Origin of the sequence: Limnohabitans sp. 2KL-51 (assembly GCF_003063645.1) — a bacterium.
In the GTDB taxonomy this organism is placed as follows: Bacteria; Pseudomonadota; Gammaproteobacteria; order Burkholderiales; family Burkholderiaceae_C; genus Limnohabitans_A.
Map to the genome: position 1 here is coordinate 18,917 of NZ_NESJ01000026.1, position 24,598 is coordinate 43,514.

The window sequence follows — 24,598 nt, forward strand, 5'->3', positions numbered from 1 at the left end:
TCAATGGACGGCGCGTCCGAAGTTGCAAGGCTCCGAGCGGAAAATGACCGCCTGATCGCCTTGCTCGAATCGCACGGGATTTATTGGCAGGCGTCACAGCCTAAGAACCACGAGGTTCGTGAGCCAGAATCATCTCGGCTGTCCACTGCCGAAAAAGTTTCACTATTCCGTCGCCTGTTCCGCGGGCGCACCGATGTCTACCCGATCCGCTGGGAGGCCAAGACCTCGGGCAAGTCAGGTTATTCGCCGGCCTGCGCAAATGAATGGCGAGCCGGCGTGTGCGAGAAGCCGCGCATCAAGTGTGGGGACTGCGGCAATCGTGTGCTGATCCCGCTGTCCGATGTGGTGATCTATGACCATCTTGCTGGTGAACACACGGTCGGCGTGTATCCGCTGCTGGAAGACGACAGCTGCTATTTCCTCGCGGTCGACTTCGACGAAGCGGAATGGAGAGAGGACGCACGGGCGTTCATGCAATCTTGCGAGGCGCTCGGCGTGCCGGCCGCGTTGGAGATTTCGCGCTCCGGTAAGGGAGCTCACGTCTGGGCGTTCTTTGCTGGACGCGTTTCGGCCCGTGATGCCCGGCGTCTTGGCACTGCCATCATCAGTCTTACCTGCTCGCGCACTCGGCAACTGAAGCTGGGATCCTATGACCGGCTGTTTCCAAATCAGGACACCATGCCCAAAGGCGGGTTCGGAAACCTGATTGCCCTGCCGCTGCAGAAGGGCCCGAGGGAACATGGTTTCAGTGTGTTCGTCGATGCCGATTTTCGGCCGTATTCGGACCAATGGGCGTTTATTGCGTCCATCCAGCCGATGGCCGCGCACGACATCGAGCCGACCATTCTCCGGGCTACAGGTGGCGTCCATCCGCTGGACGTCACCTTCATCGACGACGAGGACCTGGCCACACCCTGGAAGCGCGAGAGCACATTGGCCAAGAAGCTGGCCGGTCCGATGCCGAAGTCACTGACGGTCACGCTGGCCAATCTTGTCTATTTCGAGAAGGCTCAGTTGCCCCAGGCATTGGCTAATCGCCTCATCCGGTTGGCGGCTTTCCAGAACCCCGAGTTCTACAAGGCCCAGGCGATGCGGATGTCGGTGTGGGACAAGCCGCGCGTTATCGGCTGCGCCGAGAGCTACCCCCAGCACATCGCCCTGCCGCGCGGGTGCCTCGATGCCGCAATGTCCCTGCTGCGTGAAAACGGCATTGCCTGTGATCTGCGAGATGAACGTTTGGGCGGGCAACCACTGGACGTGTCTTTTGTCGGCAGTCTGCGCCTCGATCAGGAAGCCGCAGTTGCCGGACTGCTCCCCCACGATGCTGGCGTGCTGTGCGCGCCAACTGCCTTCGGCAAGACGGTCACCGCCGCCGCGATGATTGCCCGACGGGGCGTTAATACCCTGGTGCTGGTGCATCGCACGGAGTTGCTCAAGCAATGGCAGGAGCGCCTGCAAGCCTTTCTAGGGGTCGCCAAGGGCGTTGTCGGCACCATCGGCGGCGGCAAGGCCAAACCCACTGGCAAGATCGATATCGCCGTGATGCAATCCCTGTCCCGCCAGGGCGAGGTGAATCCGCTGGTCGAGGACTATGGGCAGGTGATCGTCGACGAGTGTCACCACGTCGGCGCAGTCTCCTTCGACGCGATCCTCAAGCGGACCAAGGCGAAGTTCGTACTGGGCCTCACGGCCACACCGATCCGCCGCGACGGGCAGCAGCCGATCATCTTCATGCAGTGCGGGCCGATTCGTCACACGGCGGCCACGCCGGCCGGGGCGCCGCACGATCTGGAGGTGGTGCCGCACTCGCGCCATGCCCAGATCGACCTGCCGCAGGAGGCTGGCATCCAGGACGTCTTCCGGCACCTCGCCAACGACCCCGCCCGAACAGCAGCCGTCGCCGCCGAGGTACGCGATGCCGTCGCGCAGGGACGCAAGGTTCTGGTCCTGACGGAACGGACGGAGCACCTCGAGGCTATCAGGGCGGAACTGGCTAGCCTCACGCCGCCGCCCTTTGTCTTGCACGGTCGCATGTCTCGAAAGCAGCGAGCGCAGCTCGTGTCAGGTCTGGATGCCCTGGCGCCCGATGCGCCGCGTGTTCTCCTTTCAACCGGCAAGCTGGTTGGCGAAGGCTTCGACCATCCACCGCTCGACACCCTGGTGCTCGCGATGCCGGTGTCCTGGAGGGGGACGTTGCAGCAGTACGCCGGGCGCCTGCATCGCGAGCACGCCGGAAAGACCGACGTTCGGATCATCGATTTCGTGGACACCGGCCATCCGGCGCTGCTACGGATGTGGGACAAGCGCCAGCGCGGCTACCGGGCGATGGGATACAGGATCGGGGCCGGTGGATCTCCGGAATAACGACGAATTCTCCCATGGCCGCTGGGAGTTTCGCGTTGACCCGCAGCAGCCCGCGCCTGTGCTCATCAGCTCGGGAAGTCAATCGGCACATGGTCAACCGTCCGCCACCATATGCAAATCCAAGGGCGTTTACTGGCATCCAGTAAACGCCCTTTTTCATTAGGAAATCATGGGTTTGCAGTCCGGTGACGTTCATTAAGGTGCATTGACAGCCGAAACCAAACTGAAGTTGAAGTTGACCCCATTTCTGCCAGCAACCGGCAACTTTTCTCTCTGTTTGCACATTCTCTCTCCGAACCGACCCAACCAGTGCAGGCCGAAGTCAGCAAGGTACTCCTGTCACCCATATACAAATCAATGGGTTACGTGCCGATGAATCATTCTCTTTGGTTGAAATCTCCCTCAATTTCGCAAACAGTTGATTGTTTACATACTGAGGTAGTGCGCTCAGGCCATACCCTGACCACCATTGAGGTCAAGCGTCACGCCGGTGATGAAGGATGCATCGGTGCTGGCAAAGAACGCCACTGCTGCGGCGACGTCTTCCACCTCCGCATATCGGCGCAGGGGAATCTCTTGCAGGATGCGTTCGCGTTCCTCGGCGCTGCGGCGTTCAGCCCACAGTCCACGAGTGCGCTCAGTCATCACCACCCCGGGGCAGATGCAGTTGACGGTGATGCCCTGGGGGCCGAATTCTTGAGCCAGTTGGCGCGTCAGGGCGCTGACCGCACCCTTGGCCGCAGCGTAGTTAGGGCCGGCGATCAGGCTGCCAAAGCGCCCGGCCTTGGAGCCGAAGTTGATGATCCGGCCGTTTTGTCCGGCGGCCATCGATGGAAGTACCGCGCGGCAAGCGCGCACTGCACCCATCACGTTCAGATCCATCACGCGCTGCCAATGCGTTTCATCCTCGTCAAGAAATCGGTACGGCGTGTGCAAGGAGCCGCCCGCATTGTTGACGAGGATGTCGATCGCTCCCACTCTCTGGAGGATTGTCGATATGCTGCGGTCGACATCGGAGGCGTCGGTCGAGTCCATGCGCATGGTGTTCAGCTGCAGACCGACCGCTTGGGCAGCTTGCGTGGCCTCGGCAAGTGCCTTTTCGTCGAGGTCGGTAATCCAGACATGGGCACCTTCAGCCGCGAGTCGCACGGCCGTGGCAAATCCAATGCCCCGCGCGGCGGCGGTGATCAAAGCTGTGCGCCCTACGAAGCGCCTGCATGCCCGAGAGGGCTCTGCCTCCCGCACGGTGGGTGGTAACAGGCCAATGTGAAGGTTATCGCTCATGTCAAAGTCCTATTCTGCGGTGATATTGGCGAACTTGATGACCTTACCCCAGCGTTCGGTCTCGCTGCGCAGGCGTTCGCGGAAGTCGCTGATTGAGCCGCCCACAGGATCGGCACCTACCTTCTTCAGGCGCTCGCGAAACTCAGGCGTGGCCAGAATGCGATTGACCTCCGCATTGATTTTCTCCAGCACAGGCTGGGGCGTCCCGGTAGGTGCCAGCAACGCGAACCAGCCTTGCGAGTCGAAGCCCTTGACCCCGGATTCATTGAGCGTGGGCAGTTCTGGCGCTGACGGCGTGCGCTGCAGCGTCGTCACGGCCAGGGCCCTCACCCGACCGGACCGGATGTGCGGCAAGGCGGCCGGCAGGTTATCGAACATGATGTCGATCTGCCCCCCAATCAGGTCCTGCAAGGCCGGTGCACTGCCCCGATAGGGGATGTGAACGATGAAGCTTTCGGTGAGCGACTTGAACAGTTCGGCCGACAGGTGGGGTGTTCCGCCCAAGCTCGAGGAACCGTAATTGAGCTTGCCGGGTTGGGTCTTAGCAAGCGCGACCAACTCCTGAGGTGTCTTGGCGGCGAGTTTGGGGCTGACGATCAACACATTGGGAACCGAGGCCACGACGACAATGGGCGCGAGATCCTTTTGCGGTGAGAAGCTCATGTTGCGAAACAGCTGCGGGTTGATCGTCAGGGTCTGCGGTGCTCCCACCACCAGGGTGTAGCCGTCGGCAGGCGAACGCACGACCATCTCGACGCCGATGTTGCCGCTTGCACCCGGCCTGTTTTCGACGATGAAGTTCTGGCCCAGCGCTGTACCCAATCGCTCACTGATCTCACGCGCTACGATATCGGTGGCACCTCCTGGCGGAAACGGCACGACTACGCGCACCGGCTTGCTGGGGTAGGTCAGCTGGGCCTGAACGCCCGTGCTGGCAGCCAAGCCCATGCACACGAGGATGGCCCTTACAAGGGCAGCACGCCGACTAGATCCGAATTTTGTATTCATGAAACTTCCTTCGTAGGGTGAGGCCCGGTAGCATGCGGGCGGTTGGTGAACCGAAAAAGTCAACTCATCCATGTGCCGCCGTTGACATCCATGGCATGACCTGTGATGTAACGCGCCTCGTCGGAACACAGGTAACGCACCGCGTCGGCAATTTCGTCGGGTGTGCCCAGTCGACCAAGGGGGATGCGGGCGGCCAGTTCGGGCCAGCGCTCTTGTGGAATCATGTTGCCTTCGATAGATCCAGGCACGATGGCATTGACGCGCACGCCATCGGGTGCAAGTTCGATGGCCAGCGATTTGACCAAGGACAGCAGCGCGGCCTTCGATGCCGCGTAGTGCGCTTTTGTGCCGGACGGCGATGCGTTGAGCGCGGCGTAACCGGTGCGACCGGCGCGCGAGGCAATCATCGCCACCTTGCCACGCGCAAGCCGCAAGGCTGGAATGGCGGCCTGCGCGATCAGGAAGGCCCCGGTCAGGTTGACATCGATCAGGCGCCGCCATTCATCAGCGGGAATCTGCTCAATCGGGCGTGTCGGCGCGGTGATGGCTGCCGAGTGCACCAATATGTCCAAGCCGAATTCTCCCGTCGCGTCGGCCATCAACTGCTGGCAAGCCGCAGCATCGGTCACATCGATCTGCACGAACTTCGCGCCAGCAGGCAAGGGATTGACGGGTGGCCGTAAGTCTGCGATGACCACGGCATGTTCTGCAGCAAGGCGTCGCACGCAGGCCCAGCCGATGTTGCTGGAACCGCCAGTGACGATGGCAATCGGGTGCATGGACCGGCTTTCAGTAATCGGAGACAGGTACGTGACTGGCTGCCGGATCAATAGCCACGTCAATCACGGTCGTGATGCCTTGGCGGCCTGCCTCACGGGCGGCCACGATGGCATCACCCAGGGCATCGGCACGGTTGACCCGAATCCCTTGGCAGCCCATGCCTTGTGCCAGCATGGCAAAGTCCATTGGCGAGAAGTCGACGGCGATGCGTTTGCCCTTCATGTTGTCGCGCACCATGCCCAAGCCCTGGTTGTTGGCCACGATCACGGTGATTGGAAGCTTCTCCTGGACACAGGTGGCCAGCGTGCTCAGCGTCATGGCCGCGCCACCGTCGCCAATCAGGCAGATTGAATTGCGCTCTGGATACACCAGCTTGGTGGCCGCTGCTGCCGGCAGCCCCCATCCCATGCCACCAATGCCACCGGGTGCGACCAATTGGCCTGGTGTGCGCAGACGCAGCATGCTGGTCACCCAGATGCGGTTGTTGCCCGCGTCAAGCACCAGCATGTCCTTCGGTGTCAAGACGTGGTCAAGTACGCGGATCAGGTCGGCGTAATGCAATGTGCCATCTGCGGCCACCACGCCCGGGAGGACACCAAATCCATGTGCTGCATTGTTGGCAGCAATGGCCTCAAGCCGTGCCCCACACTGCGCCTCGCCAAGCGGCTGCGGCTTCAACATTTCGAGCACATCGCCGACATCGCCGGTGATGGCAAGCTCCACCGGCATGACCCAGCCGGCATGGCGGGCATCCACATCGACATGGGCAATGCGCTGGCGGGTCGGGTCCAGCATCCCCTCATCGCGGAAACGCAAATAGTCGGGACCCAGGCTGGATCCCAGCACGATGACCACGTCAGCCTGACTGAGCATGCGGTTGGCGCTCTTGCTGCCCCAGGTGCCGAGCATGCCTACCGCCACTGGGGAGGTCTCGTCGACGACACCCTTGCCGTTGTAGCTGGTGGCAACGGCAATGCCGGCGCGCTGGGCCACTTCAGCGAGTTGTACGCGTGTGGATTCGGTCTGCGTGCCTTGGCCCGCAATCACCACCGGACAGCGTGCACCGGCGATCATTGCTGCCAGGGACTCGACAGCACCTGCATCCGGCCGCGCAGGCGTGTGCCGCAAAAAGCCCTCTGATGGGTAGAGCTTGACCCTCGGGTTGTCCGGCATTTCACGGCGGATGATCGGTGACTTCATGACCAGTGCCGCTGGGCCCATGCGTGGCAGTTGGGCGTGCTTGAAAGCGAGCTGCAGCCCGTAGACAGCCTCGTGCGGCTCGGTGGCATAGCCGCAGTACTTGGTCATGGTGCTGAGCACGTTGCGGACATCGGCAGCACCGTAATCGCCTGTCATGGTCTGGTAGACGCCGTACATGCCGAAGCCGTCGTAGCAAGAGGTGTCGGTCAGAACGACCATGGGTGAGCCGGCGAACTGGGCCTCAAGGATCCCGAACGCGCCGGTGGTGCTGGCAAATGGCCCCTGTCCCATAAAGACGCCGGGGCGACCGCTGAGCTTTCCGTAGGTCTGTGCCATCACGGAGGCGATTTGCTCGCTTCGGGTGAGCACCACACGGAAGCGGTCGCGTACCTCATAAAACTCGTCGAGCATCCAGGTGATGCCCAGCCCGGGGAGGGTAAAGGCATGGGTCGCGCCGCATTCGAGCAGGGTCTGGACAAGGGCCTTTTTGGTGGTCGTCAAAGGGAAATCTCCTGTGCACAAGTTAAATTTTGTCGTCAGTGCAAGCGTTTGCATGAAACTCTAATCAAGCATTTAACTTGCGTCAAGCGGTCCGGTGGTTAGAACGGGCTGGGGAAAACCCTTGTATAAAAAATAATTTATTTGAATCGGGTCATCGCACTAAGCCGTTTATTGGAGTCGACACACGCTCATAGAGATCCTTCATAATGCAAGCGATTGCAATACTCCACCCCCGTGATGACTCGCCAATCGCCGCCCCCGCAGCCCGTGTCCGCTCGAATGAGTGGTGCACCCAGAGCCCTCGGCCCCACATCGCTGGCCGATGTGGCGGCTTTGGCTGGCGTCTCTACGGGCACGGTGTCGCGTGCGCTGACCCGCCCGGAGATGATCAGTGAGGCCACGCGTTCGCGGGTGCTGGCATCCGCCGAGAGATTGGGCTATGTGGCCAACGGTGCCGCACGCGCATTGGCGATGCGCAAGACCCGGACGGTGGGTGCCTTGGTCCCGCGTTTTGGCGGTTCTTCGTTTCCTACATTGGTGCAGGCGCTGGAAACCGCGTTGGCAGCCGAGGGCTACACCTTGCTGCTGTCGGCCCCGGATCACGCGCGCGCTCAGGATCCCTCGATCCTTCGTTCCTTGATCGAACGCGGCGTCGATGCCGTAGCGCTGCTCGGAGCGGATCAGTCCCCGTCGATCTTCTCGCAGCTGAATTCACACCACATTCCGTTCGTGATGATGTGGGCCAAGCAAAGTGACCAGGGCGTCTGTGTTGGCTTTGATGAAGGTGCGGCGGCGGCACTCGTCATCGATAACCTGGCTGATCAGGGGCACCGTCAGATCGGTTTCATTGGCGGGCGTACTCTTGACAATGAACGTGCGCGTCTGCGTTTTGGCGGTTTGCTGGAGGCCGTCGCACGTCGCGGTTTGACCTTGCAGGCCGACGCGCTGGTGGAAACCAATTACGGGTTTGCCGAGGGTTTCGAGGCTATGCAGCAAATCCTGCAGCGCCGCTCGCCGGTGACTGCAGTGGTCTGCGGCAACGACTATTTGGCTGCGGGGGCCCTGTCGGCCTTGGACCGGGCAGGCATCGCGGTCCCTGAGAGAGTGTCTGTTGCCAGCTTCAATGACAACGACTTCGCTCCCTACCTGCACCCGCCGCTGACAACTGTTCGGGTCCCGATCCGGGCAATGGGGGAAGTGGCCGCGCGCTACCTGATTGAACGCCTCTCCGGTCAGATGCCACAGCCCCCGGCGCTGCTGCCCGTTGAACTGATTGTCCGCGACAGCACGGGGCCGGTGCCTGCCCTGGTGCCGAAAACATCGCGCACAAAAGGCCCCGTGAAGAGACTTTAAATCGCATCCGGATTGCAGTTTCCGCAAGGACCAGTGGCGATTACTGACGTGGCTTCACTACAAGCGCAGGACGTGCGCAACTCCAGCGGCTCGCTCATCGGCCGGATATACGGCAACGAAGTGCGCAACTCAAGTGGCAACCTGTTGTACTGCCTAAATGGCGACGAGGTGCGCGACGCCAGCGGCCGCCTCTACCTGCGCCTTGATGGTTCCGACATCCGCAACGCCAGCGGCTCGCTACTCGGCCGGTTTGAAGGGCAGGATGTGCGCGACTCCAGCGGCCGCCTGTTGGGCCGCATCCCCTCTAAACCTAGGAGTGCCGACTCAAAATTGACCAGGGTGTTCAACTGGCCTGCTGAAATATTCAGCAGGAGAGCAAGAAGGTGATCACCATGGAAATGATAGGCAAGGTCAGGCGCATGAAGTTGCGCGAACAACTCTCCAACAGCGAGATCGCCAAGCGCACGGGGTTATCGTGCAACACGGTCAAAGCTTGTCCGAATTTCGCCAAGCATTTGGATGGCGCGGCTTCTGGTGTCCTCGTTGCTTGAAGCCATGAGGGACAGCAACAAAGAACGGGCCAAGTCCTTTTCGCCATTGGCCATCAGCTGGATGGCAAGGCTGAGCTTGCTTTGCTCGGTGGCACCCTGTGTTGGTTGAGGAGCTGGGTTTGTCGTCTGAACAGGGACAAAGGTGTCGGCAGCTTCCGGGCTCAGGCTCAGGTCAATGGAGCGCATTTGCTCTGGGATTTGTACTTGCACCTGCCCCGGCTCAACGACCGCCGCGGCGACTGAACCAACAACAGGACTTTGCGCATCGTCATAGGAGGGCGCAAAAACCGGATCAGGTTTTGATGCGGTCTTTCTCATCGCCAAAGCAACCAAGAACAAAACGGCCAGGAAAGCGGCGGCCCAAGCCCAAAGCTGTTTGTTGCCAACCAGGCCTTTGAGGCCTTCGCCCCAGGCCGTGCCGGCAGTGCCCACACCAGCCGCTGGTTCTGCAGCCGAAGGGGAGGGTGCAGAGTCTGTTGTGGAGCTGCTGGACGCGGAAGGATTTTGCTGGGCCAAGGCCTCCAGATCCTTTAAGTTTTTGCTCAAGGCAGCCGTTTGCGCGGAGGCGTCTTTGATTTCTCGCGAGCGGGCTATTTTTTCTTCTGCAGCAGACGCCTGCGCACTCGGCTTGGACAAAGTGAGCTTGTCTTGCTGGGCGTCTGGCGCTTCGGGCTTGACGCCTTCAGGCGCCAAGTTGCCCGACATGGCCCGGCTGTTTTCGTTGCCCACGGTGGAAGTCGACTCGGCCAAGCGCGCGGCGTATTGGGCGAACGCCATCGATTGGGCGATGACGGTTTGACGCGCTTGCTCACGAGGTATTTGAGCGGCCTCTTGGGCCTCAGGAATGCGCAACACAGCGCCCGCCTTGACCAGGTTCACATTGCCTTGGATGAACGCATCGGGGTTGGCCTTGAGCATGGCCAGCATCATTTGGTCCAAAGAGACGCTGGGATCCAAAAACTGCAGGGCCAGCCGTGATGTCGTGTCGCCAGGCTTAACTTGGACAGTTTTTCCGACAGTTTTGTCCGCCTTCAAAGCTGGCCGACCCATGGATTGGGGGGCGAATTGAACGGAAGAAGTCTTCAGATTTGATGTGGGCGCCGTGTAGCCAGCCTCACTCGGCCCTGGATTCGTGCTGGGCGCCTGCGCATTGTCAACTGGGGACCAGCGGTAAACCGGAACCTTCTGAGCGTTGACCTCAACACTGGCCGGACCCAAAGCGCCAGGCTGAGCCAAAGCCACTGCAGGCACAAGGCATGCTGAAAAAAACAACGCTCCCAGAGGCGCGATCAAAAGACTGCTTGTTTTTTGGCTACTTGCTGCCGCAAAAGCGGTGGCGGCAATCCGGACCATGCTCGGATGCAGAGTTCCGAGTTTTGGGTTTTGGCCGTATGGCGCATGCGGTGGGACCGAGAAGTAGGCGTCGTTGAAAGGGAGCTCAAGAACGTTTCTCAGGTCGAATTTGGTGTCGTAGCTCAAACCGGCACTGGTATATGCACTAGATTGCTCGCTCTTTGCGATTCTGAATTCCCCGCTGTAGAGACGGTCCGTCTTTTGGCTGGTTCCATACGCCACGCTCACGAAAATCATGCCTTCGTCGTCTTCCTTGGTCGAAACAATGAGGCCGGGGCGTGGCTTTGGTTTGGGGTGAATGTTGTCAGGGAAATGGCACCAGACGATCTCGCCAGCCGTGGGTTCCGGCCACCAGCGCATCAGGCGTTTTCCAATTCAAACAGACTGCTGCGGACAGTGCCGCCTTTGGCCTTGGGGGCTGATTTTTTAACCTGATTGAGTTGGGCTTTGGTCAAAGCTCCCTCATCTGCCTCGTATTGAGGCAGGAACTTGGTGGCCAGTTCATGCAGTGCCAGGTGAATCACTTGTGTTTCGTCAACACCCAATACATCAGCCAGACGTTTGGTCGTTGTGCGGGTCACGCCAGTTGCGCTGTCTTTCGGGCGATAGCGGAAGGCGATCTGGGCTGCTGCAGCTTTCATTTCCAGCTCCTTTGAAGTTAGATATCTTAAAGATATCAGAAGGGCGGGGTGTTGTCAACAAGGTGGGGGGTCCGCCCGGCAAGCAGGACTGAATGGAAAATTGAAGTCTGTGGTCGCTGTTTCAATAGTGTTTTACAGATTTGAACCGCCGTCCACAATTCTGTAGAAATGGAGGCATTCAATGGAGGCCTTACCATTGGGTGCGGCGCTGAATTGGGGATTGTTCGCAGGAACTAGATGAGGCCCGCAGGGGCTACTCTGAGGCTGTTTGCGCAGTGGTTACGCCGTTCCTATAAACCTACCTAAATCTACTCGCACCTGACCAAATCTGATCAGTACGGTACGTCTTTAGGAAAGTCGTCAGCCGAACAGTTTTGCTGACTCGCTCCACGGGATCTCACCATGGACTGCCGGTGGGCACACAGTGACCGCATTGCTGGGGTCAAAGGTGCGGGCGCTTCTTTTGCTGCGTCCGACCGATGAACTACTCCACCCAAATCGGCGAGCCGACTTCGATGGAGTTTCTAGTAGCCTTGCGGCTACCGGTCAGTTCCTGACCATACCCAACCGATTCCTTATCGGAACCGGTTGAATCTTTACTTTCCCACCAGGCGCCTTCAAATGCGTACCTGAGCATCGTCCTGGCTGCATTTTCATCACGCTCGTGCTCAACGCCGCAGGAACAAGTCCATTGGCGGTCATCCATCGTCAGCTTTGTTGTGCCGCCACATTGGTGGCAACGCTGCGTTGGCTTGACTTTGCGGGTGGGAACAAATAAAAACTTAGTACCAGCTTCCAACGCTTTGTACTGAAGTTTTGCCAGCAGCCCCGCCGGGGCTGCATCAAGAATGGAACGATTTAAGCCAGCCTTCGCCGCCGCTCCATTCGGTAAAAAAGCGCCTGTTTCATTGCCTTGTGCGTCCAGCTCCGGTTTTGCTTTGGGCGCTTTTGTCATGTTTTTGATCGCCAACTCTTCTGTGACGATCAAGCCATATTGACCGACCAATTTAGCTGTCAATTGGTGATAAAAATCCCCGCGCTGGCGGGCCACTCTGCCATAAATCGAGCGTCTGCGGGCATAGGCCAGCTTGAGTTGATGGCAAACTGGAAAGTGTTTGTCTTTGCCTGATTTAGCCTTCGCAGCCGTCTCCAGCTTGGAGATGGTTTTCTGAACCTGGGCGATTGCGCCTATTTGGTTTTTCAACCACCTGGGGTTGTCGACCTCTTTGATGGCGCCTGTCATTGGGTCGCCAACAACCTGGGTCAGCAGCGTTGCAAGACCCCAATCAAAAGCCATGGATTCATTGCCGCCAACTCGGCCAATGGCTTGCTGCGTCACATTGACCGTGACGCTCAGATACCACTTGTCGCCTTTGCGCATAATTTCGGCTGTCTTCGGGATGCCTAAAAAGCGAGCGGCGCCCCGAATGGAGATGTTGCCGATGTCGGTAAGGCGCACCGCGCCGTAGCCGTACTTTGTGCGCCCAGCGGCGTTTGTTTTGCTTTTTTGGCTCAGCAAACTCCAGCCGTCGCCATATGTTTTGTAACCCCATCCGGGGTATTTTTTGTAACTTTTGAACCGTGGATAGCCAGGCGTCTGGCCTTTGGCGACGCGGTCAAAGAAGTTCTTGAACGCCAAAACCAGCCGCTGCCCAGTCACTTGCGCCGACTGAGCTGTGGTGCTCGCCTCAATCCAGGGATGCGCATTGCGAATGGCTTTGACAGCTTCACACACTGTGGTGCGTGTATAGGCTGGCAGGCCTGCCTTGTAGCGCAACCTGGACGTTTCCAGAAGTGTGTTGTAAATCTTGCAATGGGCAGTCGCTGTTTTATTTAATGCGAGCAGTTCGCTTGCATTGGGATAAAGGCGAAAGCTGACTTTGCGCTGCAAGTCTTGCGGCTCACCTGCAGCAAGCGTTAAATTAATGGCAGGATGCTTCGGGTAAATCAGCGACTCGCGCATGAAATCGCACAAAACACCGACCGACAAAAAACCAGAGCCGCAAAGGCGGCCGCCTTCTGGATATTGATATCCAAGAAGGCTAGGTTTTAAGATTGGTTGCTTGATTGCCATGAATGACATTATACTCTAAAAATCATGACAACGCAACAATTTAAAGTACTTTCGCACTGCACGTTTTCACTGCAGTATCACTTGGTTCTTGTTACAAAATATCGGAAAAAGTGCCTAACCAACGAGATGCTTATTGACCTAAAAGCCATATGTAAAAAGCAACTAGAGCTAAAGGAAGGCGCCCTGCTTGAATTTAACGCTGAAGAAGACCACATTCACTTACTTTTTGAGCTGCCACCCAAAACATCAATTTCCACCTTGATTAATATTTTAAAAACCTCAAGCGCCAGATTGTTAAGAAAAAATCATCATGAGCATCTTCAAAAATTCTTTTTAAAACCAATACTTTGGAGCCGGAGTTACTTTGTTGTAAGCTGTGGCGGCGCGCCTTTAGCAGTGATAAAAAAATACATTCAACAACAAAAAACTCCTCATTAAAAACAAAGCGCCCTTCACCTCCCACCAAATGCGCCGGTCTCCGACCTCCAGGCCAGCACTTGCTGGCCAACGCAATTGGAAGGAGCACTGGGCGCGACTACCGGTAGGCGGGGTTCACTTCAATGACTTGAACGCCAGCGCGAAACGCAGCCGCCTTGATGCTGGCGATCACCTGGTTGCAGGCGAACGAGCTCAGCATGCGCGCCATGGCCCGGCGGGCGCCTTCAAGCTCTGCTTTCTTTTTGGCAAAGTTCAGATTCTCCACCACAACCGGTTTGCCGCTGGTAGCGGCCATGGCCACAATCTTCACGGCCGCATCACCGATGATGGCCTTAGCCTGATCCGATGATTTGCCGTAGGTGTGGGTGTCGATGCGCAGGTGCTTGGCCGCATTGCCAAAGCGGTCCAAGATGCTAACAGCCAAGTGGTTGGCATTGATGTCTACGCCAATCGCGCCCAGGTCTTGGCGAGTGCTTAGGGCGGCGGCCGGCACGCTGCAGCTGACAAAGATGCGCCAGCCTTTGGCATCGCGCACAAACCGGTACGACAGCGCCGAGCCGATGCGCTTGATGGTGTCTGCGCCTTTTTTGGTCTTGGCCGCAATGCGCTGGCTGCTCGCCAGGGCTGCGACAATTTTGTCGTGTCCGTAGGCAAACCGCACCCCGGCGATTTGCACACGCTTGCCGTGATCGGCCTCGCAGGCATTGGGCATGCGCAAGTCGAGCGTGAGCGTGCCGTCGGCCGCGACAACGGCAGGACATGATTGGTTCCCAGCGGTTTCGTCTTGGCTGCCAAGGATAAAGACCTGGCTGTTGCGCTCGGCTTGCCAGTCGGCCTTCCATGCGGATTTATCCGCATAGCCGTTTGCCTCTAAATCGAACTGTGAATGAAACAGCTTTTTGGAGCCAAAGCACAGCCGCACGTGGCCATCCTTTTGATCGGTTTGCATGGCTGCGAGTTTCGTCTGCAAGATGTGCAGGCGGCGCTTTTTCTGATGGAGCTTGAAGGCAGCCTTGCTTATCGCTAGCGCGCGATCTTCAGGGCTCAGTGTTTTGACCGTCTTGCCTTTTTTGAAGGCTGCTTCTGGTTTACGCAAGGTTTCGAGGCGCTCTTGAATCTTCTGGATCGTTTTTTGAGCCTTCTTGATGCGCGACTGCAGCTCACCGATGAGCTCAGGCCTGCGGGCCTTGATGCTGTCGATCTTGCCTTCCAGGCCCACGCGGATGGCGTTGAACTGACGCGCCGTGATCCCGTATTTGAGCAAGAACTGGCGCTTCAGGTCGTTCATTGACGCCTTGGTTTGCATGGCCGCAAACAGAGAGCGTTCCACCCGGCCATAAAGGGCGGCGTAAGCAGTGAGCGCGGCCTCCTGCCCGGCATCGAGTTGAGGCCGGGTTTGGTAGGAGAATGTGGCGCCGCTTTGCATACTGTATATTTTACCAGTTACCACCAAAGATTTCAAATGAAATATTTGAACGAGTAGCTTTACGCAGAAATGATCAGGTTTGGATAGATTTTTTCAAGCTGTTAAAAGCCCCACCACCATATGCAAATTCAAAGGCCGCTAGGAATAACCGCCTAGTGGCCTTTTACTTGCGCGAACGCCCCCGTGATTGGGCCTTCCCTGGCATCGCCTTGCAGGCGTGGTTCGCGCAGCCGGGTTCATTTGCCCCATTCGATAAACCTATTTTTCTCACGTTCCTCTGTAGGCCTTGAAGACTGAAGCTAAGAGCACATTCAAGTACGAACAGCACCGCTGACTCCAGGCGATGGAATGGACCAACGCAAGGGCCAAGGACATGGCCAATGAAGCGCTGTGAAGTCTGGTGGGTTCAATTCGACCCAGCGCTGAGTACGCAAATCAAGACAAGCTAATCTAGCGAGGCCTTGAAAAGGTGCTTGCATTGCGATCCGATTCACGGTGGATGCTTGGCGCTCCGGTGGAGTTTTAAAGCGTATGCTGTGGCGGAGCCAAGATCTTTGTAAATCGCACAATTGATCACCGGGTAAAATGCCATATACAATGGCTATATACATTTCCTCGGGAGGTCACCATGTCCATCGGTACAGTTTTCGTCAACAACCGTACACAGGCCGTTCGCCTGCCTTTGGACGTGCGTCTACCCGAGGGTGTCCAAAAGGTAGAGATACGCGTCAAAGGTCACGAGCGCATCATCTCCCCCATAGGCCAAAGCTGGGACAGCTTCTTTTTGGGTGGCCCCACAGTGAGCGACGATTTCCTGCCCGAGCGCGCTACCCAGCACCAGCCGGAGCGGGAGGCGCTCTGATGCTGCGTTACCTGTTGGACACCAACATCGTCATCTACGTGTTGAAGCGGCGGCCTGTCGAGGTGCTGGCCACTTTCAACGCCAACGCCAGCCGCATGGCCATTTCCTCCATCACCCTCGCCGAACTCTTGCACGGTGCGGAAAAAAGCAGCCGCGTGAGCGAGAACTTGGCCGTTGTCGAAGATTTTTGCAGCCGCCTACAAGTTTTGCCCTATGGCCCCAAGGCAGCGCAGCATTACGGAGCCATTCGCGCCGCCTTGGAAAAACTCGGTCAGCCTATCGGTGTGAACGACATGCACATTGCAGCGCACGCTCGCAGCGAAGGCCTGGTGCTGGTGACGAACAACATGGGGGAGTTCGTGCGGGTGCCTGCGCTGGAAGTCGAGAACTGGGTTCAAACAGCCCAGTGATTGATGAGTTGTCGTGCATCAGCCGTAAAAGGCGCTTCGACTGGTACACCAAGTTTGCCGCGATAGTTTCGGCGGGCCTGCAAATGCCCTTTGAAGTCACATGACGCCGACAGCTTTAGGCTGGAAGCGGTCGGTGCTAAGCGACAAGTCACCGGCAGTAACCGACCCATTGCGGTCTTAGGTGATTCGGCGAAGCCGTCATTCGTGGAATTGGGCCCTGGCCAATAGCGGACATAAGTCATCAATACGTTCATGACCGATGCTGGGAAAGCAATTCCATCTGATGAACCTAAGGGTTTTTTAATTTTTAGCTTTCCCAAAATCTGAACTGTGGTCACACACTAACGGATAGTAGTCGACCAGAAAGAGGTGCTTTCTCCAAATAATCAAGTGGTACAGGTTGACGGGCCGTTGTGATGTAGAGCATCCCTTCAACCAACGCCACATCGGTAGGGCAAGGTACCGGCAAGCCAACTACCCGATCCAGGTTGCCATCAGGGGCCACACGCACCACGCTCCAGCCATCGCGAAGAGCGGTCCAAGCGCCACCTTGTTCATCCACTGCAAGTCCTGACACTCGCCCCGAACCTTTAGGCAGACTTGCCAGTCGCCGTACGTTGGATGAGCCTATTACCAGCATCAGGAGATTTCCTGAATCAGGCGCAGTGGCACAGAGAAATGCACCCGATGGGGCCCAACATAAAGCCTGCAAAGGTTCATCAATGTTCCAGTATGGATCGAAGAGTCCGCCAGATTTGATTTCACCTACTACGCTGCCGCCTTTGCTGTAGGCCATGGCTGCCCAAAGTTTGCCATCGGGGGCATTGCAAATGGCCTGCAGTTGTTCGTTAGGCCAATTGCTTACAGGCGCACACAATCCTTCCGGGGTGACTCGTAGGACGCCTGCCTCATGCGCTAGCACCAGATCACCGTCACGGAAACCCAGACCAATGATGGGGGCCTCGACATTGAGCAGCAGCTTGTCTTGCGTGCCATCGAAATACCTGAGCGCCGGGGCCAGCAGATCGGCCCAGTACAGGCGCTTAGACGATGGGCACCAGCGCGCCAATCCCCCCTGAAAAGCCCAAGGACCCTCGATGGCAGTGGTTTCGGGATCGCTCACCATGGAAGATGGTTTGCCAAGCTGTGCGCCGATGCGCCTAGCCGCTTCAGCTACTTCGGGGCCAAGCAATTCGGCACGTTTGCGCGTGATTCGCCAGGCAGGGCCTGCCACGCTGATGGCACCTCGCACCGTCCCTTCTGGATCAATGACTGGCGCACCCACGCAGCGCACGCCAAGCACAATTTCCTCGTCATCCATGGACCAGCCGCGCGCGGCGATGATCTTGAGATCAGCCTGTAGTCTGCGGCGGTCAGTGTGTGTATAGGGCGTGAATGGCTTGAGCGTGATGTCACGCACAAGGGCGTCGCGCTCTTTAGAGGGCATCGCGCTCAGAATGGCCTTGCCCTGGCTGGTGCAGAACAGTGGTTTGCGCTGGCCCAGCGAAGCCGATGAGCGCTGGCTGTGAGCGCCATCGAAGCGTTCTAAGGAGATGACCTCGACGCCTTCCAGCGTAGCCAGGTATGTTGTTTCCCCAGTCAAGTCCCGCAAGGCTCTAAGTTCAGTAGCTGCAGCTGCTACCAGATCGGGCATGGCATGAGCCTGTCTGGCCATTTCGAAGCAGCGAAAGCCCAAGCAATACATCTTGCGCATGGGGTCACGCCTTAAAAATCCGCGTGAGACCAATGTGGCCAGTAAGCGGTAAACGGTGGTGCGGGGCAATGCCAGCTGCTCGCTGATGTCGTTCTGGCTCAGACCTGCTGGGGCATTTCCCACGAGGTCCAACACATCGAGTGCTTTTTCGAGAGAGCCTGTGCCTTCGCCGGTTAGAGCTTGTTTCACCTGGTTTTTCCCACTGGTTGGAAATGACGCTTTGTCTTTGGGCTGAAGCTGGATTGTGATGGTTGGCTGAAGGGAATGTTCACACTAGGATTGCGGCAAGGCGCATCGCAAATTGCCGTTGGCCTGCGAATTCCCACATATTGAGACTCAGGATACTCTCCATGACCCAGTACTTCAACAAGCCCGCCCCGTTGTCGGAGAAACAAATCCCCCGTCTGCCGGCGTTACCCCCTGTGTCGGACGCCGTGTTGGATCGTTTGGCCAAGTGCACCAGCGGCTCGCTGACCACCCAGCTCTACATCAAGGGCATCAAGCAACCCGTATTGCACGGGGTAACGCAGCTCAACAAATCGCACAAACCCTTCGCAGGGCGTGCATTCACCATGCGCTTTATCCCCGCACGTGAAGACATCGACAAGTACGGCAACCTCACCACTTCGCCCAATGCAGAAAACCTCCAGTGGGTCGGGGTCGAACAGATCGAGCCTGGCCATGTATTGGTCATCGACAGCAACCAGGACGGACGTGCAGCGTCGATGGGCAATATGCTGATCACCCGCATGATGATGCGCGGGGCCCGTGGCGTGGTGACCGATGGCACCTTCCGCGATGGCATCGAACTTTCCAACATGGACTTCCCGATCTGGTGCACCGGTGTGACCAATACCACCCGTCTGGCCTATCACCATGTGGCTGATCTGCAGGTGCCTATTGGTTGCGCGGGCGTGGCGGTTTACCCCGGTGACGTGATTCACGGCGATGGCGAGAACATCACCGTGATTCCTGCGGCCATGGCCGAAGAGATGGCCGATCTGTGTGAGAAGCGCGACGACATCGAGGCGTATCTGGCACTGCGTGTGCGTGCGGGTGAACCGCTGTGGGGCCTGTACCCCCCCAGCGATAAGACACGCGATGACTTCCGTGCCTGGTGCGAAGCGGGTCGCCCGGCCATCGCCCCCCAAGGCCCTGCCGCCACCTGAACATTCAAGAGGACAAGACCATGAGCAAACTCACTCCCGCCGAGCACGCTGCCCTGATCCGTCGTTACTTCAAGGCTTGCAACGACGCCGACTACCAAGCGCTGATGGACTGCTTCACGCCCGACGCCGTGCACTACTTTCCGCCCGGCCTGCCTGAGATCCCCTGGCGCAGCGCTGACACCATCGCCAAAAAATGGATCTGGTGCGTCGAGACCCTGGGCTCGCAGTGGACCATTGAAAAAATCCTGGTCAGCCACGACAGTCCCGAAGCTGTCATCGAATGGACGCACTGGAAGAACAAGAGCGGCACAGCCTTGCGCGGTGACGAGTGGTACCGCTTTGACCCCGAGACCGGAAAGATCGCCGAGATCCGTGCCTACTACGCCGCCCCGGCAGACAAGAACGTGACGATCAACGAGCTGTATGACTTTGATTACCTCGGTCGCGGCTACCACATGAAGAGCGAGTAAATGAGCGCATTCACTGACAGCACGGCGACCCATGTGGATGCCGCCGTGCGGGCCGCGCAGGCAGCCTTTGCCACATAGGGCGCATCCGCGTCGCCGAACGCGCCAGCTTGCTTCGTGCTCTGGCAGATGCGCTGGAGGGCCAACGCGAACGCCTGGTGGCTTTGGCCGATGAAGAAACCCACCTGGGGGCTGCACGCCTGAACGGAGAACTCGACCGCACTACCTTGCAGTTGCGTGGCTTTGCCACACAGGTGGAGCAGGGTGCCGCATTTGCCTTCACCGAAGACCCTGCCGTGGCTGGTGCGCTGCCTGCAGGGCACCCTGCGCTGGTGCGTGTGCGCGTGCCGGTGGGGCCAGTGGCCATGTCTTCCGCCTCCAACTTCCCGTTTGCCTTAGCGGTGCTGGGCAAATGCTGCTGCAGCTCCTACTGCGGCAAGAAGAATCTGCCCCGGTGGTCGACTTGGGTTTCAGTTTGATCCAGCGCAACAGCAGTTGAAGGAGCCTCAGTCCACCTTGATGCCGGCGGTTTTGATCACATTGGTCCAGCGTTCGATTTCAGACGCGACGAACTTGGTGTAGGCCGCAGAGCCAAGAGTCGGAATGACGAAGCCTTGGGATTCGAGCTTGGCCTTGACGGCAGTCGATTGCATGGCGCTGACTGCAGCGGATTCAAGTTTTTCAAGCACGGGTTTGGGCGTGCCCTTGGGGGCAGATAGACCCACCCAGGAGATGGCCGAGAAACCGGGCACGCCAGACTCGGCAATGGTGGGTGTATCTGGGTAGAGCGGGTTGCGCTCGGCGCTGGTCACGGCCAGAGCGCGCAGCTTGCCGGATTTCACATGAGGCAGGGCCGCATCCTGGTTGATGAAGGTCATCGGAATTTGGCCGCCCAGCAAGTCCGTCATCATGGGGGCACCACCACGGTAAGGGATACCCACCATAAACATGTTAGCGGATTGCTTGAGTTGCTCCATGGCCATGTGGCCCGAGGCTGCGGGGGTGTAACCGTAATTGAGCTTGCCCGGATTGGCCTTGGCGTAGGCGATCAGCTCCTTCATGGTTTTGAAGGGCTCGTTGGGGTGGACCACCAGCACATTGGGGCCGGACATGATTTGCGTGAGGTGGTGAAAGTCCTTGTTGGAGTCGTAGCCCAGCTTGGGGTTAAGGCCGTGGTTCACCGCATTGGAGCCCACGCCGGTCAACACCAAGGTGTAACCGTCAGGAGCCGATTTGGCCGCGCGCTCGGAGCCGATGGCGCCGCCTGCGCCGCCGATGTTCTCCACAACCACGGGTTGTTTGAGTGCTTTCCCAAGTTCATCAGCGATCAGGCGCCCCATGACATCGCTGGTGCCGCCGACCGGAAAGGGAACTATCAGTTTGAGGGGCTTGTTGGGGTAATCGGTCTGAGCCGTTGCTTGAAGAGGTAGAAGAGCAGCGCAAAAGCTGACCATGAGAAGAAGATGGCGACGAATCATGGTGGGGCCTTTAAAAAGAAATGTTAATGGCTTGATTTTGTGGAACTGAAAGGGTTATCCCAAGTCAGGAAAAATACTGATTTCTTGCAAACTGTCCCACTAGGTGAGACGAGGGAGCAGGTTCAGAAAATGTCAGGTTCGCCAGCGGTTTCACCGAACTGTGTTTGAAGGAAATCCATGTCGCAGCCCTGGTCAGCCTGCAGGATGTGTTGCTGGAACATATGGCCGTAGCCGCGATCGAAACGTGGCGCAGGGGCCACCCATTCGGCGCGACGCCTGGACAGTTCTTCGTCGCTAACAGCCATGTGGATGCGCCGCGCCGGAATGTCGATGGTGATCAGGTCGCCGGTACATACCAGAGCCAGGTTGCCCCCCACAAAAGATTCGGGGGCCACATGTAGCACGCAGGCGCCATAGCTGGTGCCGCTCATGCGCGCATCGCTGATGCGGACCATGTCGCGCAGGCCTTGCTTGAGCAGTTTTTGCGGCAATGGGATCATGCCCCACTCGGGCATGCCCGGGCCACCTTTGGGGCCGGCATTGCGCAGCAGGAGCACATGGTCACGCGTGACGTCTGCGTTTTCGTCGTCCAGAAAGGCCTTCAGGGTCGGGTAGTCGTCGAAAACCACAGCCGGGCCGGTGTGCTGCAGGAACTCCTGGCTCATGGCCGAAGGCTTGATGACACAACCATCGGGCGCCAGATTGCCGCGCAGCACGGCCAGCGAACCTTCGGCATAGACGGGTTTATCCAGCGGACGGATCACGTCTTCGTTCCAAACTTGCGCGCCAGCGATGTTCTCACCCAGGGTTCGGCCCGTCACGGTCATCTGAGTCAGCGACAAGTGGTGCAGCAGGCGCTGCATCAGTGCAGGCAAACCACCTGCGTAATAGAAGTCTTCCATCAGGTACTGGCTGTCGCCGTTGGGCCTGATGTTGGCCAGCACCTGCACCTGTCGGCTAATGCGGTCAAAGTCTTCAAGGCCAATCGCATGGCCAGCACGTCGCGCCTGGGCGATCACATGGATGATGGCATTGGTGGAGCAGCCCAGTGCCATGGCCACAATGATGGCATTCAGAAAGGCTTCATGCGTCTGGATGGCCGAGGGGCGAAGGTCTTCGCGCACCATGTCCACGATACGGCGGCCTACCTGGGTTGCCATCCGCTGGTGGCTAGCATCTACCGCGGGGATGGACGAAGCGCCCGGCAATGTCATGCCCAGCGCTTCAGCAATCGACGTCATGGTGCTGGCGGTACCCATGGTCATGCAGGTGCCACTGCTACGCGCAATGCCGCCGATGATGCCTTGCCAATGTACTTCGGTGATGGTGCCGGCACGGTGCTCATCCCAGTATTTGAAGGCATCCGATCCGGAACCCAGCGTCTGGCCGCGCGAGTTGCCGCGCAACATGGGGCCTGCCGGCAAAAAGATTGCAGGCAGGTCGGCGCTGGTGGCCCCCAGCAACATGGCGGGCGTGGTCTTGTCGCAGCCGCCCATTAGCACCACGCCATCGACGGGGTAGGCACGGATCATTTCCTCCACTTCCATAGCCAGCATGTTTCGATACAGCAGGGCCGAGGGCTTGATCAGGTTCTCGCCGAGTGAGACCGTGGGCAGTTCGAGCGGAAAGCCGCCAGCCTGTAGTACCCCGCGTTTGACTTCTTCCACCCGGTGTTTGAAGTGCATGTGGCAGGGGTTGTAGTCGGACCAGTTGTTGAAGATGGCAATCACTGGCTTGCCCTCCCAATCCTTGGGGTCGTAGCCCATCTGCATTACCCGCGACTGGTGATTGAAGCTTCTGAAGTCGTTTTTGGCCAGCCAGCGCTGGCTGCGGAGTTTTTCGAGCTTGCCCATGGCGTGTCTCCTGAATGCAGCATGCCGGCGTGGGCCGGCATGCGTTGTGGGGAATCTTGTCTTCAGTGCCCAGATGTTGTCCAGACACCGGCCGCTTGCAGCAAGCCTCGCGTGTAGCCCAGTGAAAACGACATGAAGCGTTCGCGGTTGGGGTCGATCTCGGACACCGGCACATGGTCAGGGCACAGCGGACCCCGGTAGCCACCACGTTGGTAGGCCAGAATGGCTTGGAACATATCGACATCGCCTTCGTCGGGAAAGACTTCCTGAAAGTCCAGGTAACCCCCGCGGATGTTGCGGAAGTGGACCATGAAGATCCGGCCGGTCGAGGCGATTTCCTCGATCAGCGGGATCATGTGTTTGGCCGGTTCCTTAAACATCTCGGCCACGGTGCCCTGGCAGAAATTGAGTCCATGGTTTTTGCTGGGCGACAAGCTCAGGAATTTGCGCAGACCATCGGCGGAGCCGACGACGTGCTCGATGCCGTTAAGGCCGCCGATAGGGTAAGCTGGATCGTGCGGGTGACAGGCCAGACGCACGCCGGCCTTGTCGGCGGCAGGCACCATGCCCTCCACCAGAAACTCGATTGCATCCCAACCGGCCTGGACGGTGACCGGGGGGACTTCGCGGGCCATCTTTTGGCCACATAGCACAGCTGCCTGTGAGCCACCTTCTTGCTGGTTGGTGGGATAGCCAATGCCCCAATACGAGTGCTTGGCATCGTCTTCGGACGAATATTCTGCATGGACAAAGCTCGAGTTCTGCACACCACCCCTGCCAGGCTTGAGCCCGGTCCGGGTAATTCCCACCATCTGGACGTTGTACTTAAGACAGTCCAGGCCGGCATCGGCTGCTTTCTGGATGTTTTCGGTGAGCATCTGGCGCTGCTTCTTCGCACTCTCCAGATCGGTGATCGAGTCCAGCAAGATGGAGCCGACGTCTAAGGCGAACACATCCACCTTGAGGTCGAACCCTTCCACCCATTTGCGGTATTCCTCGAGCTTGGTGGCATCCCAACTACAGACGCCACCCGAAGCAGACACCAAATCAGTGCCTCGGTTGTCAAGCACCACGCTTTGCACACCCAGTTGCGCGCTCAGGCGCAGGCGGCGTTCATCCGGATTGAGGAGCTGTTCGCTGATGTACATCGGGGGTCCTTGAAGTTCAAGGCCTGATTCTGGACGCCGACTGATTCAATCGGAAGTCTTATTGCCAGTGGTGGGCAAGAGTAGCTTGCTGTGTCCCACGGTTCGGGACAAACCTCATGCTAAATGGGCAATGCTGCCGACTTTCAACGAGTGACGGTAATTGGTCGGTATAGCCAAGGAATGACTGATGTCCGGACTTTCCCCCTTTGGCCGACAGCTGCAGCTCCGCTTGCGACAATCGATGACCGCAATCGCTGCATTACCGCCGCCCAAGGCAGCGCCGCGACCGTTCGCATTGGGTCGAAAGGGCACAGTGGCGCAACCTAGCAGGTTCTAATTCCGGAGCCTTTAGCACAGAGGTTCTGAAAACTCTCGGTACAAGAAGATGTCTCAACATCACTAGTGTCCCAACGTTTGCCATCAGACTTAACGTAACCCCATGATTTATTTAAATAAATCTGACTTTTTCCTTGTCCACGATTTGAATCGTTTTCCGGACTTGGGGCATGCTCGGCGGATCTCAT

The 24,598-nt window shown here is 58.3% G+C and carries 21 protein-coding genes; 9 read left to right on the forward strand and 12 right to left on the reverse strand.

The window, feature by feature from the left end:
• The first annotated feature begins 3 nt into the window (after window positions 1-3).
• Complete coding sequence (locus tag B9Z49_RS19730; protein ID WP_108355167.1) at window positions 4-2,364, forward strand: DEAD/DEAH box helicase family protein; 2,361 nt, start codon at window positions 4-6, stop codon at window positions 2,362-2,364.
• Between the two features lie 447 nt (window positions 2,365-2,811).
• On the opposite strand, the gene B9Z49_RS19735 is transcribed toward B9Z49_RS19730, so the two are convergent.
• The 4 genes from B9Z49_RS19735 to B9Z49_RS19750 are packed head-to-tail and all read right to left on the reverse strand — an operon-like array spanning window position 2,812 to window position 7,137.
• Window positions 2,812-3,648, reverse strand: coding sequence for an SDR family NAD(P)-dependent oxidoreductase (locus tag B9Z49_RS19735; protein ID WP_108355150.1), 837 nt, complete (start codon window positions 3,646-3,648; stop codon window positions 2,812-2,814).
• A gap of 9 nt (window positions 3,649-3,657) precedes the next feature.
• Window positions 3,658-4,656, reverse strand: coding sequence for a tripartite tricarboxylate transporter substrate binding protein (locus B9Z49_RS19740; protein WP_108355168.1), 999 nt, complete (start codon window positions 4,654-4,656; stop codon window positions 3,658-3,660).
• A 59-nt stretch (window positions 4,657-4,715) separates the two neighbouring features.
• A complete protein-coding gene (locus B9Z49_RS19745; protein WP_108355151.1) occupies window positions 4,716-5,435 on the reverse strand; it encodes an SDR family NAD(P)-dependent oxidoreductase in 720 nt (239 codons plus the stop codon).
• Window positions 5,436-5,445: 10 nt separating this feature from the next.
• Complete coding sequence (locus tag B9Z49_RS19750) at window positions 5,446-7,137, reverse strand: thiamine pyrophosphate-binding protein (protein WP_108355169.1); 1,692 nt, start codon at window positions 7,135-7,137, stop codon at window positions 5,446-5,448.
• A gap of 267 nt (window positions 7,138-7,404) precedes the next feature.
• On the opposite strand from B9Z49_RS19750, the gene B9Z49_RS19755 reads away from it, so the two are divergent.
• Both B9Z49_RS19755 and B9Z49_RS19760 read left to right on the forward strand, forming a co-directional pair.
• Entirely contained in the window at window positions 7,405-8,490 is a 1,086-nt protein-coding gene (locus B9Z49_RS19755; RefSeq protein ID WP_158273554.1) for a LacI family DNA-binding transcriptional regulator, read from the forward strand.
• Window positions 8,491-8,538: 48 nt separating this feature from the next.
• Window positions 8,539-8,877: a 5-fold beta-flower protein gene (locus tag B9Z49_RS19760; RefSeq protein WP_146188571.1), complete on the forward strand. Its 339-nt coding sequence runs from the start codon at window positions 8,539-8,541 to the stop codon at window positions 8,875-8,877.
• An 83-nt stretch (window positions 8,878-8,960) separates the two neighbouring features.
• On the opposite strand, the gene B9Z49_RS22590 is transcribed toward B9Z49_RS19760, so the two are convergent.
• The 3 genes from B9Z49_RS22590 to B9Z49_RS19775 form a co-directional block, all read right to left on the reverse strand.
• Entirely contained in the window at window positions 8,961-10,754 is a 1,794-nt protein-coding gene (locus B9Z49_RS22590; RefSeq protein ID WP_108355154.1) for a FimV family protein, read from the reverse strand.
• A complete protein-coding gene (locus B9Z49_RS19770) occupies window positions 10,754-11,035 on the reverse strand; it encodes a hypothetical protein (RefSeq protein ID WP_108355155.1) in 282 nt (93 codons plus the stop codon). Before B9Z49_RS19770 ends, B9Z49_RS22590 begins: the two co-directional genes overlap by 1 nt.
• Before the next feature lie 484 nt (window positions 11,036-11,519).
• Window positions 11,520-13,109 (reverse strand): RNA-guided endonuclease TnpB family protein, encoded by a 1,590-nt coding sequence (locus B9Z49_RS19775; RefSeq protein WP_158273556.1) that lies wholly within the window; start codon window positions 13,107-13,109, stop codon window positions 11,520-11,522.
• A 24-nt stretch (window positions 13,110-13,133) separates the two neighbouring features.
• On the opposite strand from B9Z49_RS19775, the gene tnpA reads away from it, so the two are divergent.
• On the forward strand, window positions 13,134-13,547 hold the full coding sequence (tnpA, locus tag B9Z49_RS19780) for an IS200/IS605 family transposase (RefSeq protein ID WP_108355157.1): 414 nt from the start codon (window positions 13,134-13,136) through the stop codon (window positions 13,545-13,547).
• Window positions 13,548-13,644: 97 nt separating this feature from the next.
• Here the strand turns inward: tnpA and B9Z49_RS19785 are convergent, their stop codons facing one another.
• Window positions 13,645-14,973: an IS200/IS605 family accessory protein TnpB-related protein gene (locus B9Z49_RS19785; RefSeq protein ID WP_108355158.1), complete on the reverse strand. Its 1,329-nt coding sequence runs from the start codon at window positions 14,971-14,973 to the stop codon at window positions 13,645-13,647.
• 628 nt (window positions 14,974-15,601) lie between these two features.
• On the opposite strand from B9Z49_RS19785, the gene vapB reads away from it, so the two are divergent.
• Window positions 15,602-15,835 carry a type II toxin-antitoxin system VapB family antitoxin gene (gene vapB, locus B9Z49_RS19790; RefSeq protein ID WP_108355159.1) on the forward strand — a complete coding sequence of 78 codons (234 nt, stop codon included), beginning with the start codon at window positions 15,602-15,604 and terminating at the stop codon, window positions 15,833-15,835.
• On the forward strand, window positions 15,835-16,245 hold the full coding sequence (locus B9Z49_RS19795) for a type II toxin-antitoxin system VapC family toxin (RefSeq protein WP_108355160.1): 411 nt from the start codon (window positions 15,835-15,837) through the stop codon (window positions 16,243-16,245). The genes vapB and B9Z49_RS19795 overlap by 1 nt, the downstream gene beginning before the upstream one ends.
• A 334-nt stretch (window positions 16,246-16,579) precedes the next feature.
• Here B9Z49_RS19795 and B9Z49_RS19800 read toward each other — a convergent pair whose 3' ends face one another.
• Window positions 16,580-18,148: an IclR family transcriptional regulator C-terminal domain-containing protein gene (locus B9Z49_RS19800; protein ID WP_108355161.1), complete on the reverse strand. Its 1,569-nt coding sequence runs from the start codon at window positions 18,146-18,148 to the stop codon at window positions 16,580-16,582.
• A gap of 161 nt (window positions 18,149-18,309) precedes the next feature.
• On the opposite strand from B9Z49_RS19800, the gene B9Z49_RS19805 reads away from it, so the two are divergent.
• The 3 genes from B9Z49_RS19805 (at window position 18,310) to B9Z49_RS19815 (ending at window position 20,074) form a co-directional block, all read left to right on the forward strand.
• Complete coding sequence (locus tag B9Z49_RS19805; protein ID WP_108355162.1) at window positions 18,310-19,128, forward strand: ribonuclease activity regulator RraA; 819 nt, start codon at window positions 18,310-18,312, stop codon at window positions 19,126-19,128.
• A 20-nt stretch (window positions 19,129-19,148) separates the two neighbouring features.
• The gene (locus B9Z49_RS19810) at window positions 19,149-19,598 is read left to right on the forward strand and encodes a nuclear transport factor 2 family protein (protein ID WP_108355163.1); all 450 of its coding nucleotides are present in this window, start codon (window positions 19,149-19,151) and stop codon (window positions 19,596-19,598) included.
• A gap of 107 nt (window positions 19,599-19,705) precedes the next feature.
• Complete coding sequence (locus B9Z49_RS19815) at window positions 19,706-20,074, forward strand: hypothetical protein (RefSeq protein WP_233254730.1); 369 nt, start codon at window positions 19,706-19,708, stop codon at window positions 20,072-20,074.
• A 27-nt stretch (window positions 20,075-20,101) separates the two neighbouring features.
• Here B9Z49_RS19815 and B9Z49_RS19820 read toward each other — a convergent pair whose 3' ends face one another.
• From B9Z49_RS19820 to B9Z49_RS19830, 3 genes are all read right to left on the reverse strand, one after another.
• On the reverse strand, window positions 20,102-21,073 hold the full coding sequence (locus tag B9Z49_RS19820) for a tripartite tricarboxylate transporter substrate binding protein (protein ID WP_108355164.1): 972 nt from the start codon (window positions 21,071-21,073) through the stop codon (window positions 20,102-20,104).
• Between the two features lie 122 nt (window positions 21,074-21,195).
• Entirely contained in the window at window positions 21,196-22,926 is a 1,731-nt protein-coding gene (gene araD, locus B9Z49_RS19825) for an L-arabinonate dehydratase (protein ID WP_108355165.1), read from the reverse strand.
• A gap of 62 nt (window positions 22,927-22,988) precedes the next feature.
• The gene (locus B9Z49_RS19830; protein ID WP_108355166.1) at window positions 22,989-24,074 is read right to left on the reverse strand and encodes a mannonate dehydratase; all 1,086 of its coding nucleotides are present in this window, start codon (window positions 24,072-24,074) and stop codon (window positions 22,989-22,991) included.
• Window positions 24,075-24,598 lie beyond the last annotated feature (524 nt).

Excerpts from the sequence above, each read along its gene's own strand:
- B9Z49_RS19730 (WP_108355167.1), top strand. The coding sequence starts at position 4 with ATGGACGGCGCGTCCGAAGTTGCAAGGCTCCGAGCGGAAAATGACCGC.
- araD (WP_108355165.1), bottom strand. The coding sequence starts at position 22,926 with ATGGGCAAGCTCGAAAAACTCCGCAGCCAGCGCTGGCTGGCCAAAAAC.
- B9Z49_RS19745 (WP_108355151.1), bottom strand. The coding sequence starts at position 5,435 with ATGCACCCGATTGCCATCGTCACTGGCGGTTCCAGCAACATCGGCTGG.
- B9Z49_RS22590 (WP_108355154.1), bottom strand. The coding sequence starts at position 10,754 with ATGCGCTGGTGGCCGGAACCCACGGCTGGCGAGATCGTCTGGTGCCAT.
- vapB (WP_108355159.1), top strand. The coding sequence starts at position 15,602 with ATGTCCATCGGTACAGTTTTCGTCAACAACCGTACACAGGCCGTTCGC.
- B9Z49_RS19795 (WP_108355160.1), top strand. The coding sequence starts at position 15,835 with ATGCTGCGTTACCTGTTGGACACCAACATCGTCATCTACGTGTTGAAG.
- B9Z49_RS19805 (WP_108355162.1), top strand. The coding sequence starts at position 18,310 with ATGACCCAGTACTTCAACAAGCCCGCCCCGTTGTCGGAGAAACAAATC.
- B9Z49_RS19740 (WP_108355168.1), bottom strand. The coding sequence starts at position 4,656 with ATGAATACAAAATTCGGATCTAGTCGGCGTGCTGCCCTTGTAAGGGCC.
- B9Z49_RS19820 (WP_108355164.1), bottom strand. The coding sequence starts at position 21,073 with ATGATTCGTCGCCATCTTCTTCTCATGGTCAGCTTTTGCGCTGCTCTT.
- B9Z49_RS19830 (WP_108355166.1), bottom strand. The coding sequence starts at position 24,074 with ATGTACATCAGCGAACAGCTCCTCAATCCGGATGAACGCCGCCTGCGC.
- B9Z49_RS19810 (WP_108355163.1), top strand. The coding sequence starts at position 19,149 with ATGAGCAAACTCACTCCCGCCGAGCACGCTGCCCTGATCCGTCGTTAC.
- B9Z49_RS19770 (WP_108355155.1), bottom strand. The coding sequence starts at position 11,035 with ATGAAAGCTGCAGCAGCCCAGATCGCCTTCCGCTATCGCCCGAAAGAC.
- B9Z49_RS19785 (WP_108355158.1), bottom strand. The coding sequence starts at position 14,973 with ATGCAAAGCGGCGCCACATTCTCCTACCAAACCCGGCCTCAACTCGAT.
- tnpA (WP_108355157.1), top strand. The coding sequence starts at position 13,134 with ATGACAACGCAACAATTTAAAGTACTTTCGCACTGCACGTTTTCACTG.
- B9Z49_RS19735 (WP_108355150.1), bottom strand. The coding sequence starts at position 3,648 with ATGAGCGATAACCTTCACATTGGCCTGTTACCACCCACCGTGCGGGAG.
- B9Z49_RS19775 (WP_158273556.1), bottom strand. The coding sequence starts at position 13,109 with ATGGCAATCAAGCAACCAATCTTAAAACCTAGCCTTCTTGGATATCAA.